The sequence below is a fragment of the Siphonobacter sp. SORGH_AS_0500 genome (assembly GCF_002838835.1).
Taxonomy (GTDB): domain Bacteria; phylum Bacteroidota; class Bacteroidia; order Cytophagales; family Spirosomataceae; genus Siphonobacter.
The window spans coordinates 285498-301861 of record NZ_NHPP01000001.1 but is presented as its reverse complement, the minus strand read 5'-3'; the positions used below and the strand labels follow the sequence as shown (position 1 = coordinate 301861).

The window sequence follows — 16364 nt, the reverse complement described above, 5'->3', positions numbered from 1 at the left end:
ATCATCCTTTGTGATTTACTAGTCCAAGATAAGTAAAAGCTTCTTATCTCATGAATTAGTTTTTTAGTCGAAATTTAAAACAAAACTAAAGTTAACTGGAGCCTAAACTTCTATTTTTGTAAGTAACGGACCAAACTACTTTTATTTTTTTCTGCTTGATTCCTCTTTTGCAGAATTTAACGTTTGAGTATCAGCCGGAAAATACTTCAAAAAATCAACTATCCCCTATGAGAAAACGCTTCATCAGCACGCTTGGGCTTGCTCTCTTGCTGGGTGGACGCTTGTGGGCTCAGTCGGTCTATCCCGATCAGGCCGCTTTGACCAAACGTCTCCAGCAAATCAATGCCCAGCATAAAAATCTAACCAGCCTTCAGTCGATTGGTAAAACGTCTACCGGAAAAGACCTTTGGGTTCTGAGTGTCGGGCAGGGCGATGCAAAGAAAAAACCCGCAGTGGTAATCATTGCTAACGTAGAAGGCTGGCATCTGGCCGGAACGGAACTAAGCCTGCAAACCGCCGAAAAATTATTGACCCAGGCTTCAACGGATAGTGTATCGAAGCTGTTAGCCAGCAAGACGTTCTACTTCATTCCTAGTCTAAACCCAGACGCAGCGGCTCAGTTTTTCGCTAAATTAAAATATGAACGCAGCGGTAATGCCCGAACAACAGATGACGATCGGGATGGGCGGATAAACGAAGACGGGCCGGACGATCTTAACGGCGATGGCCTCATTACCCAGATTCGCATCGAAGATCCCGAAGGTAACTACCGGGTGGCAAAAGGCGACAGTCGCGTTCTGGTGAAAGCGGACCCCTCGAAAGGTGAACTCGGACGTTACCTGGTGTACACGGAAGGTATTGATAATGACAAGGATGGGGAATTCAACGAAGACGGCGAAGGCGGGATTCAACTGAACAAAAACTTTACCTTCGAATACGAACCCTTCAAGCCCGGAGCGGGTGATTACCCCATTTCTGAAAACGAAAACCGGGCCTTGGTAGACTGGCTTTATGAGAATAAAAACGTCTACGCGATTATTACGTTCGGGATGTCGAATAACCTGACTGAACCGAACAAGTTTGATGCGATGAAAGCCAATCAGCGGATTATCAAAGGTTGGCAAGCCAAAGACGTGGCGATTAATGAGTATGTCAGCAAATTATACACAGGAGCAGGCCTGACCGATGCTCCGACACTTTCTCCCAGCAAAGGTGACGTATCCACCTGGGCTTATTACCATTTCGGTAAATTCAGTTTCTCGACGCCCGGTTGGTGGATGCCTAAAGACACCACAAAAGCGGCGGCTCGCCCCGCAGGAGCAACGCCTGCTCCGCGTCCCGGTGCAATGCCCGGTCGTGGCATGACATCCGCAGGGGGAGGTTCAGAAGACGAGGTAAATGTGCTGAAATGGGCGGCCACTAACAACATTCCGGCTTTCGTGGAGTGGAAAGAAATCAAGCACCCCGATTTCCCCAACCAGAAAGTAGAAGTAGGAGCATGATGCCTTTTGTGAAATGGAATCCTCCGGTAGCCTTATTGACCCCAGCCGCCGACAAACACGCCAGCTTCCTGCTAGCCTTCGCAAAGGCCATGCCTGAGATTGAAATCGTGCATGTGAAAACGGAAAATCTGTCAGGAGGTCTGAACCGAATCACGGTTGATGTGCATAATAAAGGGTTATTACCTACGCATTCAGAAATCGGTAATCGCGTGAAATACGAAGACCGTTTGAAGGTAATTGCAACTCCGTCTAAAAACCAGAAAATCATTTCGGGTCGTACGCATCAATTGGTTCGTACCGCTATTGCCGGTAACGGTGTTGAGCAAATGACCTGGCTGGTTTCCGGTACTGGTACCTTCGAAATTGAGGCATCTGCGGGCCCTACGGGTTCGGCGAAAGTGAATGTTACCCTGAAATAATGACTCTGTCGTCTTCAGCCTGAACTGATGACGCTCAACATATTCATCGCATGAAAAAATTAGTAACGCTGGCCTTACTGCTCTCTGGAGCTTCAGTAATGGCCCAGCAGAAAGACCCGGTGGGGATTCGAGCCATTGGCACCCCACCCAACCCGAAGGTACAGGTTTCCTGGAACCGCTATTACGACTACAAAGGTTTGCTGGACATTATGCAGCGAATCGTGAAAGCTTACCCTAACCTGGCTAAGCTCGAAACCATCGGTAAGTCCCAGCAGGGCCGGGACCTGTACGTGCTTACCATTACGGATATGAAATCAGGGAAGCCAGATACGCAAAAACCGGCTTTCTGGACGGATGGGAACATTCACTCCAACGAGTTGCAGGGTTCGGAAATGGCTTTGTATGCCGCCTGGTATCTGACTGAAAACCATGCTTCCAATGCTTTTATTAAAGAACTTTTGCGGGACAAAGCCTTTTACTTCGCTCCAACGATTAACCCCGATGCCCGCGAGGACTTTATTTACAATGCCAATACCGCCAACACGCCACGCTCGGGCATGTTACCCATTGATGACGACGGCGATGGTTTGGTAGATGAAGATAACTTCGACGATCTGGACGGAGATGGTGAAATCACGATGATGCGTCGGAAGTCGCCTTATGGTCGCCTGAAAACGAATCCTGAAGACCCCCGGATGCTGATTCCCGTGAAACCCGGCGAGCAGGGAGAATACGAAATGCTGGGCTACGAAGGGCTGGATAATGACGGCGATGGTCAGATCAACGAAGATCGTCCGGGAAGTTATGACCCGAACCGTGACTGGGCCTGGAACTGGCAGCCCGATTATATTCAGGGTGGAGCGTACAAATACCCTTTCAGTCTTCCCGAACCTCGGGCCATTATGGAATGGGTCATGAAACATCCCAATATTGCGGGTGCCCAGAGTTATCACAATTTCAGCGGGATGTTCTTACGCGGCCCCGGTGCGGCGGAGGACGATATTCATTACGACCGCGAGGACGTGCAGGTATACGATTACCTCGGACAAACGGGCGAAAAAATGATTCCGTCCTATAAATACGGAGCGATTCATAAAATCCTTTATACGGTTTACGGCGGCGAAATCGATTGGTTTGCTTTGGGTCGGGGCATTTTTATGTTCTCAAACGAGCTGTGGACGTCTTACCTGTATTTCAACAAAAAAGGAGAGTCGAACGAACTCAGAAATGCTCCCAATACCGAGCCTTATGATTTTGATCGTCTGTTACTGCACGGGGATGCGTTTGTCGAATGGAAACCTTTCAAACATCCGCAATACGGTGATATCGAAATTGGTGGATTCAAGAAAAACTACATCCGAAATCACCCCGGTTTTATTCTGGAAACCGACGGCCACCGGAATGCGGCTTTCACGATTTTCCACGCGAACCAGATGCCAAAAATTGAGGTGAAGGAAGTGGAAAAGCAGGATTTGGGTAACGGATTAACGCAAATCACGGCAACCATTACCAATAGCCGCGTCATCCCTACGCACTCATCTTTTGACGTAAAAAACAAAATCAACCTGCCGGACTATGTAACGCTGAAAGGAGCACAGGTGGTGAGTGGCTTGCAGATGAGTAACCCCGACGGTGGCGGTATGGGTTATGGTGGTCCATCTCCTGCTTTTGAGAGTTACAGAGAGCAGAAACTAAATCCCGATAAACTCGAAGTAGCGAATATTCCTGGTTTGGGTTATGTACGTCTACGTTGGATTGTAAAGGGTAATCCCAGTAACTGGAATATCGAAGTAAACAGCCAGAAAGGTGGGGTAGTAACTGCCAGCGGCAATTTCGAGAAGAAAAAATAGCCCAAACGCGATGCCATCGCGTTTGGCCGGGGAACGAAATGGTGCCCCCAAATGACAGACGGCAGGTTTTCCTGCCGTCTGTTTTGTTACTATGCTTTTTCGGATTGACAATCATCCGCCGTGGTTGGTGTCCTCACTAACCACGGTTAATGGCTGGTGAGGACACCAGCCAGGGGGAGTAACAAAAATCACCTCTTACCCAGACATAAGAAATTCTTTGGCAGAACCACCGTTCCGTCGTGGTTGGTGTCCTCACCAACCACTTTAATGGCTGGAGAAGATATCAACCCGGTGGGAACGTAGGAGTGTTAAAATCGCCCCTTACTCAGGAGTATCCGCCGTGGTTGGTGTCCTCACCAACCACTGTTAATGGCTGGTGAAGACACCAGCCAATGGGAGTAACAAAAATCACCTCTTAACCAGACGCAAGAAATTCTTTGGCAGAACCACCGTTCCTGTTCAGGAGTTAATACAAAAACCTTTCAACTGCTCGAATTGGATACGCTCACTCACATCACCATCGGGGCCTGCGTCGGAGAAGCATTCCTTGCCAAACGCATCGGCAAGAAAGCTTTACTCATCGGTGCCGTTGCCCAGAATCTCCCCGATATCGACGCACTGGATGCTCTATTTCTATCACCCGCCGAAAATCTATTGGTACATCGGGGGATTACTCATTCCCTGTTGCTCGCCTTTTTGGCACCTTTGGGTTTTTCATGGGTATTAAGAAAGAAATTTCCGCAGGTAAACTTTCTCCATTTTTATCTATTCTTTCTGATTCAGCTGTTACTCCATGATTTCCTGGACGTTTGTAACTCGTACGGCACGGGCATCTTCGAACCTTTTAGTCATCAGCGGATTACTTTCAATTTACTTTACGTAATCGACCCTTTATTTACCTTACCGCTGGTTCTTTCCTGCCTCGCGTTGCTTTATCTGAAAAACCAGCATTCCGCCCGAAAAGCCTGGGTTAGTCTGGGGCTGATCTCCTGCTTTTTGTACCTCTCCGTTACCCTTTTTCATAAACGAAAAATCAACCACTCGATTGAAGAATCCCTGCGTACTCAATCCATTACCAGTACGGATTATTTCACTACGCCGACGCCGTTCAATAGTTTGTTATGGTATGCGGTAGCGGCGGTGCCGGGGGGGTACCAGATCGGGTATCGCTCGGTTTTTGACCATGGATGGACCCCATTTCATTTCGTGCCGCAGCGGGAAGAGTTATTGAGGAATATTCAAAAAGAAAAAGAAGTGCAGGATCTGAAATATTTTGCCCGGGGCTTTTATACCATCAGCGATCAGGACCATGCGTTGCAGTTTAATGTACTTCGCTTCGGACAGGTATTAGGCTGGGAAAATCCTGACGCAGCCTTTGCTTTCCACTTCTATTTAAATGCGGACTACGATAATCGCTTGGTGATGCAGCGGGGGCGTTTTTCGGGCTGGAACCAGGGAAGTATTCAACGAATGATACAGCGAATCGGTGGTCAGCAGGTTGAGGCTCCTAAAACTTTAGAGTAATCATGCATTTTTTAGAAGAAATCGATTGGCTATTAATCTGGGAAGTCGTCTACGGGTTTATTGTTTTTCTGGTATGCGTTCGCATCATTTATGATACCCGAGCCAGTACTAAAACGCTGGCTTATCTGTTGTTAACGGTTTTTCTTCCCGTTGCCGGAATCTTCATCTATTTGTCCTTCGGAATCAATTATCGAAAACGAAGTTTGTATTCCAAGAAATTGATTGACAACGATCAGTTACTCAAACAGCTCCATACGCAGGTTACCCAGATTACTGAAAATAACCTGAAGGCCGACGCCCCGGCCGTTCAGCAAAATCGCGAGTTAGCGTATCTACTGCTGAATGATAACCTGAGTCCATTAACGTCTCGAAATCAGGTGAAGTTATTGCTAAATGGCGAAGAGGCGTTTCCCGAGATTATCAAGGCATTAAAGAATGCCAAACATCACATCCACATTGAATATTACATCTACGAAAACGACGCCATTGGAAATGAAATCAAGGATATTCTGATTCAAAAAGCTCAGGAAGGCGTTCAGGTGCGGTTTATTTACGATGATTTTGGCAGCAGATCCATTCGCCGTTCCATTGCTCCCGAGCTTCGGAAGGCTGGGGTAGAGGCGTATCCCTTTTACGAAGTTATTTTCATTGCTTTGGCCAACCGACTGAATTACCGCAATCACCGCAAGATTATTGTCATTGATGGATGTACCTCTTTCACGGGTGGAATCAACATTTCTGACCGTTATCGAAATCCCAATAATAACGATTTGTACTGGCGGGACACGCACATCCGCATCGACGGGCCAGGTTCGTATTACCTTCAGTATATTTTCATGTGCGACTGGAATTTTTGTGCCCAAGATACGCTGGAACCGAGTCGGCACTATTACTGCGAACCCGATGCTTTTCCAGCGGACGCTCTGGTTCAGATTGCGGCCAGTGGGCCTGATTCGGTGCAGCCTACGATTTTATTCGCTCTATTACAGGTGATTAATCTTTCCCGAAAAGAGATTCTCATTACCACTCCCTATTTTATTCCCGGTGATAGTTTACAGGATGCCCTGATTGTAGCGGCCCTGAGTGGGATTAAGGTTAAACTGCTCGTGCCCGGAATTTCGGACTCCTGGATTGTAAACACGGCGGCGAGTTCATATTATGATGATCTGTTGCGAGTAGGCGTGGAGATTTATCGGTATCAAAAGGGTTTCATTCATGCTAAAACCATTGTGTCCGATGGGCAACTTTCCGCTGTAGGAACGGCCAATATGGATCACCGAAGTTTTGAGTTAAATTTTGAGGTAAATGCCTTTATCTACGATGCAGATTTCTCCGAAAAACTTCGAAAAGCCTTCTACGAAGACCTTCAGCACGCCGAACGCATCGATCCTCAACAATGGATTAACCGTCCCAAATGGAAACGAATGCTAGAAAAACTGACCCGCATGATTTCGCCTTTATTGTAAGGCGACCCGCATTCAACTAAGCTAGCAAACCTTCTTTCTAAAATTTTAGAAAAAGCGATAAGTGGATTGACTAGTATGTTTTAATAATTATTAAAACGTTTTAGTAACGTTAATTTTAATTTTTCTGTGGATTGAAACCTGGACGATTAGCTGGAAAAAGCAACCGGGAGCCGAAAACTGCCAACGGAAAAACTGAGAAAATTCAATCTTTTTGGAAAACGATACGTATATGTATTTTTAAACCACAGCTTGTTATGAAATACATCATTTGTAGCCTGCTACTTGCATTAGGTGGATGGCATGAAGAGCCACCGAAAGGATGGACCAGTACGCAAAATGGCACGAACACCGATATGAGGCCGAAAAACCTGCCTGCGAAACGGCTTTTCGTATATACGCTTTTTCCCGTTCAGGAGACGAAACACAGGTCTTTAACGGATTGGTTGAAGATAGAATCCCGAAAGGATGCGATCCAGTATGGGTTTTAACGCAAAATTTTACGCCCGAGACGGTCGACCAAATCGAAACCTTGACCGGAAAAGTAGAACAAAATGGTAAGCAAAAGATCTTGATGTATATGGCTTTTGCGGCTAATAATCAATACTATCTGGCTCGAATTGTGACCGAACCCGACCAGAAAATGTATTCGCCTTATTTGTCTCAAGTGGCGGCCCACTTTCTCAGGCTGGCGAATTCAGAAGGCGTAAACGTTCCGGCTTTACCGCAAGATCAGGCTAAAGACACACAGGAGTTGAAAGAGGTGTTGCAAAACTATTAAACGATGGCATCGGGCGTTTGCTCAGGAATGCGGGCTTTCGTGCGGGGTAACCTTCGAGCGACTAGTACACCGACCATGACCAGCACACCCGAAATCATAAATACATATTGAATGGCATAATGTTCGGCCAGCATGTCAGAAGCGTGCTGGCCGACGTAGTATTGGTAGATGAGTTGCTGTAATAAGGCACTAACCGCAATGCCAATAGAGCCGCTTAACTGCTGAACCAGCGTATATACCGAAGAGGCCGGGGTTACCTGATTGGGTAATACGGCATTCATGGCAGTAGCCGTAAGCGGGGAAACCAGCAAGCCTAATCCAATGCCCCTCACCGTCATGGCGGCTATGACGAAGGGTACACTCGGCGTGTTGATCTGCGAAAATAGGAACATGGAAATGCCAACCAGAGCCAGGCCCGCCATCACAAAACGTCTGGGGCCGTATTTATCTGATAACTTTCCGGCGAGTGGCGTGAAAATGGCCATCATTGCCGAGTTAGGCAGGATCATTAATCCCGAATCCAGTTCTGAAAACTTAAGATACCCCTGCAATAAAAAAGGTAATAGGAAAAGACCACTAAAGAGAGCGATGGATCGGAGCGTAGTAATGAAAATGCAAACTACGTAAAGCGGACGTTCAAAAATACTCAGATCAAATAAGGCTTCGGGGCGTTTGTAACTGCGTTTGATGAAAATAATAAAGGCCGCCAGGGAAACGACGAGAGGAATCAAGACCTGAAGTGAGCCAAGCCCCTTGCTTGATAATAAAGCGATGCCGTACTGAAAAAGGACGATGAAAGCAGTAAAATAGATAAAACCCACCCGGTCAAAGTGGATGTTTTTATCACTCGAACGATCCAGGAATTTCAGGGATCGGGCGGCGATGCCGATGGCTAGCAAGCCGATGGGCAGGTTAATGTAAAAGATGGACGGCCAGCCAAAGGCTTCTGTTAAAATTCCTCCCAGGGTTGGACCAATAGCGGGACCGGTTATGCCTCCCAGCGACCACCAACCCATGACTTTTCCTCGTTCGTTCGCCGGAAAAACGGTAGTCAGAATAGCCATAGCAGTAGGAGACAAAGCTCCACCGCCGAAAGCCTGCAAGGCACGGGCGGCAATGAGTTGTTCCAGATTTCCGGCTAAGGCACACCCAAGCGACCCCAGAATAAAAACGCTGAGACTTCCGATATACAATTTATAAAAGCCAAGTCTGAGACGCAGCCAGTTGGTAAGCGGCATGAAGATGCAAAAGCCCAGCATATAAATGGTAATGACCCATTCGATGGCATCGACTTTCACACCAAATTCGCGGCTCATGGTTGGTAAGGATACGTTAACAATACTACTGTCGATCCCGGCCATGAGCGTGCCAAGCATTAAGGGAATGAGTACGGAAGCGGGACTTTTCATCAAATAAAACAAGCTAACAATTACCTAAGACCCCGAAACAAGTCCTCTGTATAAGTCATTTGGTCTGCAAATTGTTATTTCTGGAAGCCATTTAAGGGGACGAAAAGGGCAGGAAATGAAACAATGTCAAAACCTTTGTTATTTTTGTAGTAAACCGATTTGAACCTTCCTCGTGACGCTGTCATCCAAACCTTCCTGGCGGAGCTTATACCGGCAACCAGCAGCTAGATTTTTTCTAGTGCTGTTTACGGTGATGTTCGTCAATGGGGTAGTGTTTCGGCACGGGCACCGGCTGGCGGATGGGCGGATTATCTCTCACGCTCACCCCTTCAAATCCCAGAATAAAGGGCCCATTCAGCCTAACTCCCATACCTCACTGGAGTTACTTCTGCTGGATGCGGTGTCAAACCCCGTTCTGGAGTTAATGGATTTTGAATCCATTGATTTTCAGCTAGTCGTATTAGCTGAAGTCTCCATTTTAGTAATCGCTTACCAGGGCATTCGCCTGCGGCGACCCTTCCTGTATTATTCCCATCGCGGGCCTCCGGCTCTGAGTTAATTTTTCGGGTAAAGAAGTACGTTTTCGTGGCTGCGGAGAATAGCTCCGCAGAGCTCGTCTGTACTTGTTATTCGACTCATTTCTGCTGTCTTTCTTTTTTCTCTTCATACCCTAAACGGGCTTTCTGCCTGCGTAGGCGGTGGTTTATTCATGTACCGTCTGCTCAGCGTGAGTTCGTGTGTGGTCCATTTTTTCCCGCATAAACTTCATGAAAAATTTATTTTTACTTTTCTGCTTCCTGATTTCGGGAAGCTTGCTGGCTCAAAATTCACTTTCCGGAAAAATTATTCACAAAGAAGACAACGAAACCGTTGTCGGAGCCACCATTTACATTCCCGATCTCCGCATTGGAGCGAGTTCAGATGTAAACGGGGCGTATCGGATTTCTAACTTACCCAAAGGCACGTTCACGGTTCAGGTAAGTTATGTTTCGCACCGTACAGTTATCGAAAAAGTGACGATTGACGGAGCCACCACGAAAGATTTTACGATGGAAAATGCGGCACAGTCGCTCGAAGAAGTGATTGTGTCAGGCTCGTCTACAAAAACGGTGATCAAGGAAAGCCCCATTCCGATTGCGGCGATTACCCAGCTTCGTTTGTTACAACAATCATCTACCAACCTGATCGATGCGGTGGCTAAGCTGCCGGGGATGTCGCAGGTATCAACGGGAGCGGGCTTGAGCAAGCCCATTATTCGCGGGTTAGGTTTTAACCGGGTGATTACCATGCACGACGGCGTTCGTCAGGAGGATAACCAGTGGGGCGAAGAGCACAGCATTCAGATTGATGAGTATTCGATTGATCGGTACGAAATCATTCGCGGAGCGGGTTCGCTCATGTACGGCTCGGATGGCTTGGGGGGCGTGATGTCCGTGTTATCGCCTCGCCCCGTGGAAGAGGGCAAAATGGTAGGTCGTGTGTTGAGTAACTACCAGACCAACAATAATCTCTACGGGATCTCTGCTCAATTGGCCGGTAATAAAAACGGGTTCGTCTGGCTGGCTCAGGCTTCCACTAAGTCCACCAAAAATTACCGCAATGCCTACGATGGCCGGGTGTTTGCCTCCAATTTCACGGAGCCCATTAACTTCAATGGTTATTTTGGTTTAAATAAGAAGTGGGGGTATTCCCGCATTCACTTCCTGCGGACGTATCAGAAGTATAACATCATCAACGGAACGCGTGATGCATCAGGCCGATTTACAACGGCGAGTCTGGACAATAGCGGAGAAGTAGTAGATCGCCCTGTAACGGATGCGGAATTGAACAGCCGGGATTTTATTCCGTATAACTCGCAGCGACTGATTAATGAGAAAGTTTCCTGGAATAACCTGCTGAATTTCTCGAATGGCTCGTCGTTGTCAGGAGTATTCAGTGTGGCCCGTAACCGCCGGAGTGAATATGGCGACGTAACCCGTCCCTGGGAATCACAACTGGATTTGTATCTCTATACGAATTATTACGACGTTCGTTACAACTTTGCCGCCAAGAATAACTGGGAGGTGAACGTGGGTACGAATGGGATGTTCCAGCGACTGGATAACCAGGGCTTTCAGGTGTTGTATCCAAACTACAATCTCTTCGATAACGGGGTTTTCATGTTTGCCAAGAAGAGTTATGAGCGGCTGAAAATATCGGGAGGTGTTCGTTATGACATTCGTTTGCTGGATATTGGCAAGTTATACATTGACCCCGATGGTAATTTTCAGGTAACACCTCAGGGCTCAGGTAGCGAACGTTTCGCTGGTTTTGACAAAAATTACCAGAATGTTTCGGCGAGTATCGGTGGGGTGTATAACCTGACGGACAAGCTGGCGGTTCGGATTAATGGCTCTCGTGGTTTCCGGGCACCCACCGTTCCTGAGTTATCCTCGAACGGCATTCACGCCGGAACCTTCCGCTATGAAATTGGGAAACTGGATGCGGTGCCTGAAGTAGCGTATCAGGGTGATTTGGGCTTAACCTACGAAGACAAAAACTGGTACGTAGATCTAAGCGTTTTCCAGAATTCGATTAAAAACTATACGTATTCCAAACGAGTGCAGGGAGCTAATGGGCAGGATACATTGTATAACGGAAATGTGCCTATTTATCGTTATGCTCAGGGAAATGCCCGTTTACGTGGAGTAGAGGGAACGGTAACGTTCAACCCACAGGCCGCTCGCTGGTTTAGCATCACCCAAAGTTATTCAGCCGTATTTGGGGACAATTTATCCGCTCAGGAAGCGGCTGCCCGATACTTGCCCTTCATGCCCGCTCCCCGCTGGATTTCCCAAGTGAAGTTAACCAAAGATCGATATAAGGATTTTCTGCGTAATCTTTATCTAACGGTTGACCTGGAAGTAACGCAGAAGCAGAATCGTTTCCTGGAAGCGTATGGCACTGAAACGGCTACGCCGGGTTACCAGTTAGTGAACATTGGGCTAGGAACGGACCTTGTCAGCAAGAACAAGCGGACGCTGGCTTCCTTCTATTTTTCGGCTAATAACGTATTTGACGTAGCGTATCAGTCGCACCAGAGCCGCTTGAAGTACCTGGATGTAAACCAGCGGACGGGTCGGGTTGGCGTCTTTAATATGGGGCGTAACCTGAGCTTCAAACTGGTAATACCTTTTGAAGTTAAACTTTAAGTGAATCATTATCCAAAAGAAAACCCGAACGGAATTTTCGTTCGGGTTTTCTTTTACCACCATACTCAACAAAGGTTGAAGGCACTAAAAAAGATCAATGTACGTGAGACTTCATCCATTGATCGACGGAAAATCTTCCCGAGCCAACGATTAAAAATAAAATCAGCAGAGCTAGGGTCAGGATTGACAGCCACAACTCCGAATTGATGTAAGAGAAACCCCGGGAAATATTAACAAAAAACACAGCAACTACTAGAATTGGAATCTGAAAGGCAACGGCAATACGGGTAATGCAACCAAAAGCAATCAATAAACCTCCGAACAAATGAGCAAAGGCCACGTAATGAATTCCGGCCATGGACCAAATGAAATTCGACTGCGTTAAAAGCGGCCCAATGCCATTGGTATCCATTAAGAAGGAAATACCCCGGGTAAAAAGAAAGATACCCAAAGCGACTCGCAAGGCGTCGAGCCAGACGGGGTGATGTGTATCGCCCCAATGTTCTATACGTTCAATCGTACTCATAACTTTCTTGGTTTGATTAGATGAAAGTTAAGAATAATATTGGATAATAAAAAGTTTTTTATGGATTATTTTATAGGATATTTACGATAGAGCGTAGGGAATAGCTGTGAATACTGATAACAGCAATCTATTTAACTTAACACTTTGTAATAACTTCCCGAAAGGCAGCGTGCCCTGATTTAAACTTTCGGAGAGTTGAATCGTCTGCTGCTCTACAAACTTGATCTGACGATTCTCTTATAACAAACAATTTTACAATGATTTACGAAGTTTGTGCTTTTGCGAATGAACATACCGATGACCTTCGACAAATTTATCTAAAGTCACGACAACAGACCTTTACCTGGCTCGATACAGCAAATTATGCACTAGATGATTTTGATCAAGCGACGGTTGACGAAGTAATTCTGGTTGCGGTTTGTGAGGGCCAATCAATTGGATTTATTTCATGGTATGCACCAGCCAATTTTGTTCATCATCTGTTTATTGATTCAGCCTACACAAACAGAGGAATTGGAAAGGAATTATTGTCGCATTGCTTAGCCAGAATGGGGAGACCTGCCCAGCTTAAATGCCTTGAACAAAACGTGAACGCTCTAGCGTTTTACCAGTCGCAAGGGTGGCAAATTCAGGAGCAGGGTGAATCGGAGGAAGGAAGTTACTTTTTACTGTCGCTTGCTTAAACTGGTCCGAGATTGGGTCAAAAAAAGCTGCCAGCTTTTCCGCTGGCAGCGATGTACGTAACGCTGTTGTCTTTGGGGTGGTTACATGAGGGAATACGACAATTATTTCTTCAGTTCAGCAATTGTCTGCTCTGGGTTTTCAGAAGAGAAAACAAAATTCCCGGCTACTAATACATTGACTCCGTGTTCCAGTAATTTTTTCGCGTTGGAGGCATTTACGCCGCCATCTACTTCAATTAACAGGTCTTTATTCAGCGTCTCCCGCATTTCACTCAGCTGGTTGAGCTTCTGGAAGGTGCGGTTAATGAATTTTTGTCCTCCAAAACCGGGATTAACAGACATGATCAATACCATATCCAAATCTTCCAGCACATTTTCCAGTAACTCTACTGGCGTATGAGGATTGAGGGCCACTCCGGCCTTACACCCCGTATCTTTAATTTGCTGGATGGTTCGGTGTAAGTGCGTGCAGGCTTCGTAATGAACCGTGATGACATCGGCCCCGGCTTTCTGGAAGGTCTCGATGTAACGCTCGGGTTGCGTGATCATCAAATGCACGTCAATGGGTTTCTGAGCGTACTTCTTAACGGCTTCGAGGACGGGAATACCGAAGGAAATATTCGGTACAAAGACACCATCCATTACATCAAAATGAATCCAGTCGGCTTCCGAACGGTTCAGCATTTCGATTTCCCGCTGCAAGTTCGCGAAGTCAGAGGCAAGGACTGAAGGAGCAATTAAAGGCGTTTTCATAGCACAAAGGTAAATTTTTCCGTCAGAAAAGTACCTTTGTAAAAAATCAGTTCTCGGCGGGTGATTTTGGAGGGAACCTATCTGAAGTTTCTTCTTTCGCCTGAATGATTTTCGGTGAGGCCACTACTTCACCATTCAAATTTCGAGACCTGTAAACCAGTAAAGAATGAATCCCCAGCAACGCATTGACGAGCTGACACAACGGCTACACTACCTCAATCAACGATATTATCAGGACGCCATCTCGGAAGTTTCTGATTATGATTTCGACCAGCTACTCCAGGAACTCACGCAACTGGAGTTACAATACCCCGAGTTCAAGCACAAAGGTTCGCCCACGCAACACGTAGGCGGGACGGTTTCGAAAGAATTCAAGACCGTTCAGCACCGCTACCCAATGCTTTCACTTTCAAATACGTACAACGAAGAGGAAGTACTGGAATGGGAAGAACGGATTCGGAAAATCATTCCAGATGAACCCGTTGAGTTTATCTGTGAACAGAAATTCGACGGAATTTCGCTGTCGATCCGTTACGAGAATGGACTTCTGACCGCCGGGGTAACCCGAGGCGATGGAACCCGGGGGGACGATATTACCAACAATGTCAAGACACTGCGGACTTTACCTCATCATATCGAAGCCGAAGATGTACCACCCATTTTTGAAGTACGGGGCGAAGGCTATATGCCTCTGATTTCGTTTAATAAGCTGAATCAGGAACGCGTGGATATTGGTGAAGAAGCCCTGATGAATCCAAGGAATGCCGCCGCCGGAACGTTTAAATTGCAGGATTCAGGTGAGGTGGCCCGCCGTCGACTGGATTGCTATCTATATTCCTTTCTGGCTGATACCGAGATTTTTAATACCCACGAAGAAAGCCTGCTGGCCTTGCAGCGGTGGGGGTTTAATGTTTCACCGACCTGGCGGAAATGTTCGAGCATCCAGGAAGTTATGGCCTACATTCACGAATGGGAAACCAAACGTTTTGATCTGCCCCTGAATACCGACGGGATTGTGGTGAAGGTAAACTCGTTTGCCCAGCAACGCGAATTGGGTTATACGTCGAAATCACCACGTTGGGCTATTGCTTATAAGTTCAAGGCCGAATCGGTGGAAACGACGCTTCGTTCCATCAGTTATCAGGTTGGACGGACGGGTGCAGTTACGCCAGTCGCTAACCTGACGCCCGTGTTACTGGCCGGAACCGTTGTGAAACGAGCCAGTCTGCACAATGCCAACGAAATTGAGCGGCTGGGCCTACGTCTAGGCGATCACGTGTTTGTCGAAAAAGGTGGGGAGATTATTCCGAAAATTACCGGAGTAAACCTGGAGAAGCGTCCCGAAGCTTCCGAAGTAATTCATTATCCCACGACCTGTCCCGTTTGTGGCACGCCACTGATTCAGCGGGAGGGCGAAGTCGCTCGCTTATGCCCTAATGAAAAAGGTTGTCCGCCGCAGATTCGGGCTCGACTGGAACACTTCATTCAGCGAAAAGCCATGAATATGGATAGTCTGGGGGAAGGGAAAATAGAATTATTATACGAAAAAGGACTGGTACGAACGGTTGCCGATTTTTATACGTTATCTTACGAAACACTTTTTGGTTTAGAAAAGGTAATCACCGATCCTGAAACGGGAAAGAGTAAAAAGATTGGTTTTCGGGAAAAAACAACGCAATCCATCCTGAATGCGATTGAGGCCTCGAAATCCGTTCCTTTTGAACGGGTGCTTTTTGCCATTGGTATTCGCTACGTCGGAGAAACGGGTGCTCAGAAACTGGCTCGTTATTTCAAAACCATCGAAGCCATTGAAAATGCCACGGCTGAAGCACTGGCCGCCGTTCCCGAAATCGGAGGAAGGATTGCCCAGAGTGTGGTAGAGTTTTTCCAGGATGCCGACAACCGGGCGTTGGTGGATCAACTAAAGGCTGCCGGCTTGCAGATGACGGTAGGTCAGGAAGCCATTGTTGAGCAATTAAGTGATAAACTTTTAGGAAAAACGTTTCTCTACACCGGAACTTTCCAGAACTTTGAACGGGAAGATCTCGAACGATTAATAGAAGCCCACGCCGGGAAAGTATTGAGTGGGGTTTCGGGTAAATTGAATTACCTGATTGTCGGCGAAAAACCCGGAGCTTCGAAGGTCGATAAAGCTAAGAAGTTGAATGTACAGTTAATTACGATAGAAGAATTTTTAGATTTACTAGTTTAGCGGAGTATAGTTGTTCGTGACTGGTTGTTCGTTGTTGGCATATTTTAAAAC

13 protein-coding genes are annotated in these 16364 nt (G+C 46.8%); 10 read left to right on the top strand and 3 right to left on the bottom strand.

Annotation, left to right across the window (positions count from 1 at the left end):
• Positions 1-227 precede the first annotated feature (227 nt).
• The 6 genes from BWI96_RS01320 to BWI96_RS01295 all read left to right on the top strand — a co-directional run bounded on the left by BWI96_RS01320 (position 228) and on the right by BWI96_RS01295 (position 7539).
• The gene (locus BWI96_RS01320; RefSeq protein ID WP_157830167.1) at positions 228-1502 is read left to right on the top strand and encodes a M14 family metallopeptidase; all 1275 of its coding nucleotides are present in this window, start codon (positions 228-230) and stop codon (positions 1500-1502) included.
• On the top strand, positions 1499-1921 hold the full coding sequence (locus BWI96_RS01315) for a hypothetical protein (protein WP_157830166.1): 423 nt from the start codon (positions 1499-1501) through the stop codon (positions 1919-1921). The genes BWI96_RS01320 and BWI96_RS01315 overlap by 4 nt, the downstream gene beginning before the upstream one ends.
• Positions 1922-1971: 50 nt before the next feature.
• On the top strand, positions 1972-3771 hold the full coding sequence (locus BWI96_RS01310; RefSeq protein ID WP_106634893.1) for a M14 family metallopeptidase: 1800 nt from the start codon (positions 1972-1974) through the stop codon (positions 3769-3771).
• A gap of 495 nt (positions 3772-4266) precedes the next feature.
• Positions 4267-5295, top strand: coding sequence for a metal-dependent hydrolase (locus BWI96_RS01305; RefSeq protein ID WP_157830165.1), 1029 nt, complete (start codon positions 4267-4269; stop codon positions 5293-5295).
• A gap of 2 nt (positions 5296-5297) precedes the next feature.
• A complete protein-coding gene (gene cls, locus BWI96_RS01300; protein WP_106634891.1) occupies positions 5298-6761 on the top strand; it encodes a cardiolipin synthase in 1464 nt (487 codons plus the stop codon).
• Between the two features lie 319 nt (positions 6762-7080).
• Positions 7081-7539 (top strand): hypothetical protein, encoded by a 459-nt coding sequence (locus BWI96_RS01295; protein WP_106634890.1) that lies wholly within the window; start codon positions 7081-7083, stop codon positions 7537-7539.
• Here BWI96_RS01295 and BWI96_RS01290 read toward each other — a convergent pair.
• A complete protein-coding gene (locus BWI96_RS01290; RefSeq protein WP_106634889.1) occupies positions 7536-8948 on the bottom strand; it encodes an MDR family MFS transporter in 1413 nt (470 codons plus the stop codon). The two genes, BWI96_RS01295 and BWI96_RS01290, sit on opposite strands and share 4 nt — an antisense overlap.
• 172 nt (positions 8949-9120) lie before the next feature.
• Here BWI96_RS01290 and BWI96_RS01285 point away from each other — a divergent pair, with 172 nt between their 5' ends.
• On the top strand, positions 9121-9507 hold the full coding sequence (locus BWI96_RS01285; protein ID WP_157830164.1) for a hypothetical protein: 387 nt from the start codon (positions 9121-9123) through the stop codon (positions 9505-9507).
• 208 nt (positions 9508-9715) lie between these two features.
• Positions 9716-12139 (top strand): TonB-dependent receptor, encoded by a 2424-nt coding sequence (locus BWI96_RS01280; protein ID WP_106634887.1) that lies wholly within the window; start codon positions 9716-9718, stop codon positions 12137-12139.
• 94 nt (positions 12140-12233) lie between these two features.
• Here BWI96_RS01280 and BWI96_RS01275 read toward each other — a convergent pair whose 3' ends face one another.
• Positions 12234-12665, bottom strand: coding sequence for a DoxX family protein (locus tag BWI96_RS01275; protein ID WP_106634886.1), 432 nt, complete (start codon positions 12663-12665; stop codon positions 12234-12236).
• A gap of 257 nt (positions 12666-12922) precedes the next feature.
• On the opposite strand from BWI96_RS01275, the gene BWI96_RS01270 reads away from it, so the two are divergent.
• Positions 12923-13348 (top strand): GNAT family N-acetyltransferase, encoded by a 426-nt coding sequence (locus tag BWI96_RS01270; protein ID WP_106634885.1) that lies wholly within the window; start codon positions 12923-12925, stop codon positions 13346-13348.
• 102 nt (positions 13349-13450) lie between these two features.
• On the opposite strand, the gene rpe is transcribed toward BWI96_RS01270, so the two are convergent.
• Complete coding sequence (rpe, locus tag BWI96_RS01265) at positions 13451-14101, bottom strand: ribulose-phosphate 3-epimerase (RefSeq protein ID WP_106634884.1); 651 nt, start codon at positions 14099-14101, stop codon at positions 13451-13453.
• Positions 14102-14267: 166 nt separating this feature from the next.
• Between rpe and ligA the strand changes: the two genes are divergently transcribed.
• Positions 14268-16313 (top strand): NAD-dependent DNA ligase LigA, encoded by a 2046-nt coding sequence (gene ligA, locus BWI96_RS01260; RefSeq protein ID WP_106634883.1) that lies wholly within the window; start codon positions 14268-14270, stop codon positions 16311-16313.
• The last annotated feature ends 51 nt before the right edge of the window (positions 16314-16364 follow it).

Coding starts and splice junctions, on each gene's coding strand:
- BWI96_RS01320 (WP_157830167.1), top strand. CDS start 228: ATGAGAAAACGCTTCATCAGCACGCTTGGGCTTGCTCTCTTGCTGGGT.
- BWI96_RS01315 (WP_157830166.1), top strand. CDS start 1,499: ATGATGCCTTTTGTGAAATGGAATCCTCCGGTAGCCTTATTGACCCCA.
- BWI96_RS01310 (WP_106634893.1), top strand. CDS start 1,972: ATGAAAAAATTAGTAACGCTGGCCTTACTGCTCTCTGGAGCTTCAGTA.
- cls (WP_106634891.1), top strand. CDS start 5,298: ATGCATTTTTTAGAAGAAATCGATTGGCTATTAATCTGGGAAGTCGTC.
- BWI96_RS01295 (WP_106634890.1), top strand. CDS start 7,081: ATGGACCAGTACGCAAAATGGCACGAACACCGATATGAGGCCGAAAAA.
- BWI96_RS01290 (WP_106634889.1), bottom strand. CDS start 8,948: ATGAAAAGTCCCGCTTCCGTACTCATTCCCTTAATGCTTGGCACGCTC.
- BWI96_RS01280 (WP_106634887.1), top strand. CDS start 9,716: ATGAAAAATTTATTTTTACTTTTCTGCTTCCTGATTTCGGGAAGCTTG.
- BWI96_RS01275 (WP_106634886.1), bottom strand. CDS start 12,665: ATGAGTACGATTGAACGTATAGAACATTGGGGCGATACACATCACCCC.
- BWI96_RS01270 (WP_106634885.1), top strand. CDS start 12,923: ATGATTTACGAAGTTTGTGCTTTTGCGAATGAACATACCGATGACCTT.
- rpe (WP_106634884.1), bottom strand. CDS start 14,101: ATGAAAACGCCTTTAATTGCTCCTTCAGTCCTTGCCTCTGACTTCGCG.
- ligA (WP_106634883.1), top strand. CDS start 14,268: ATGAATCCCCAGCAACGCATTGACGAGCTGACACAACGGCTACACTAC.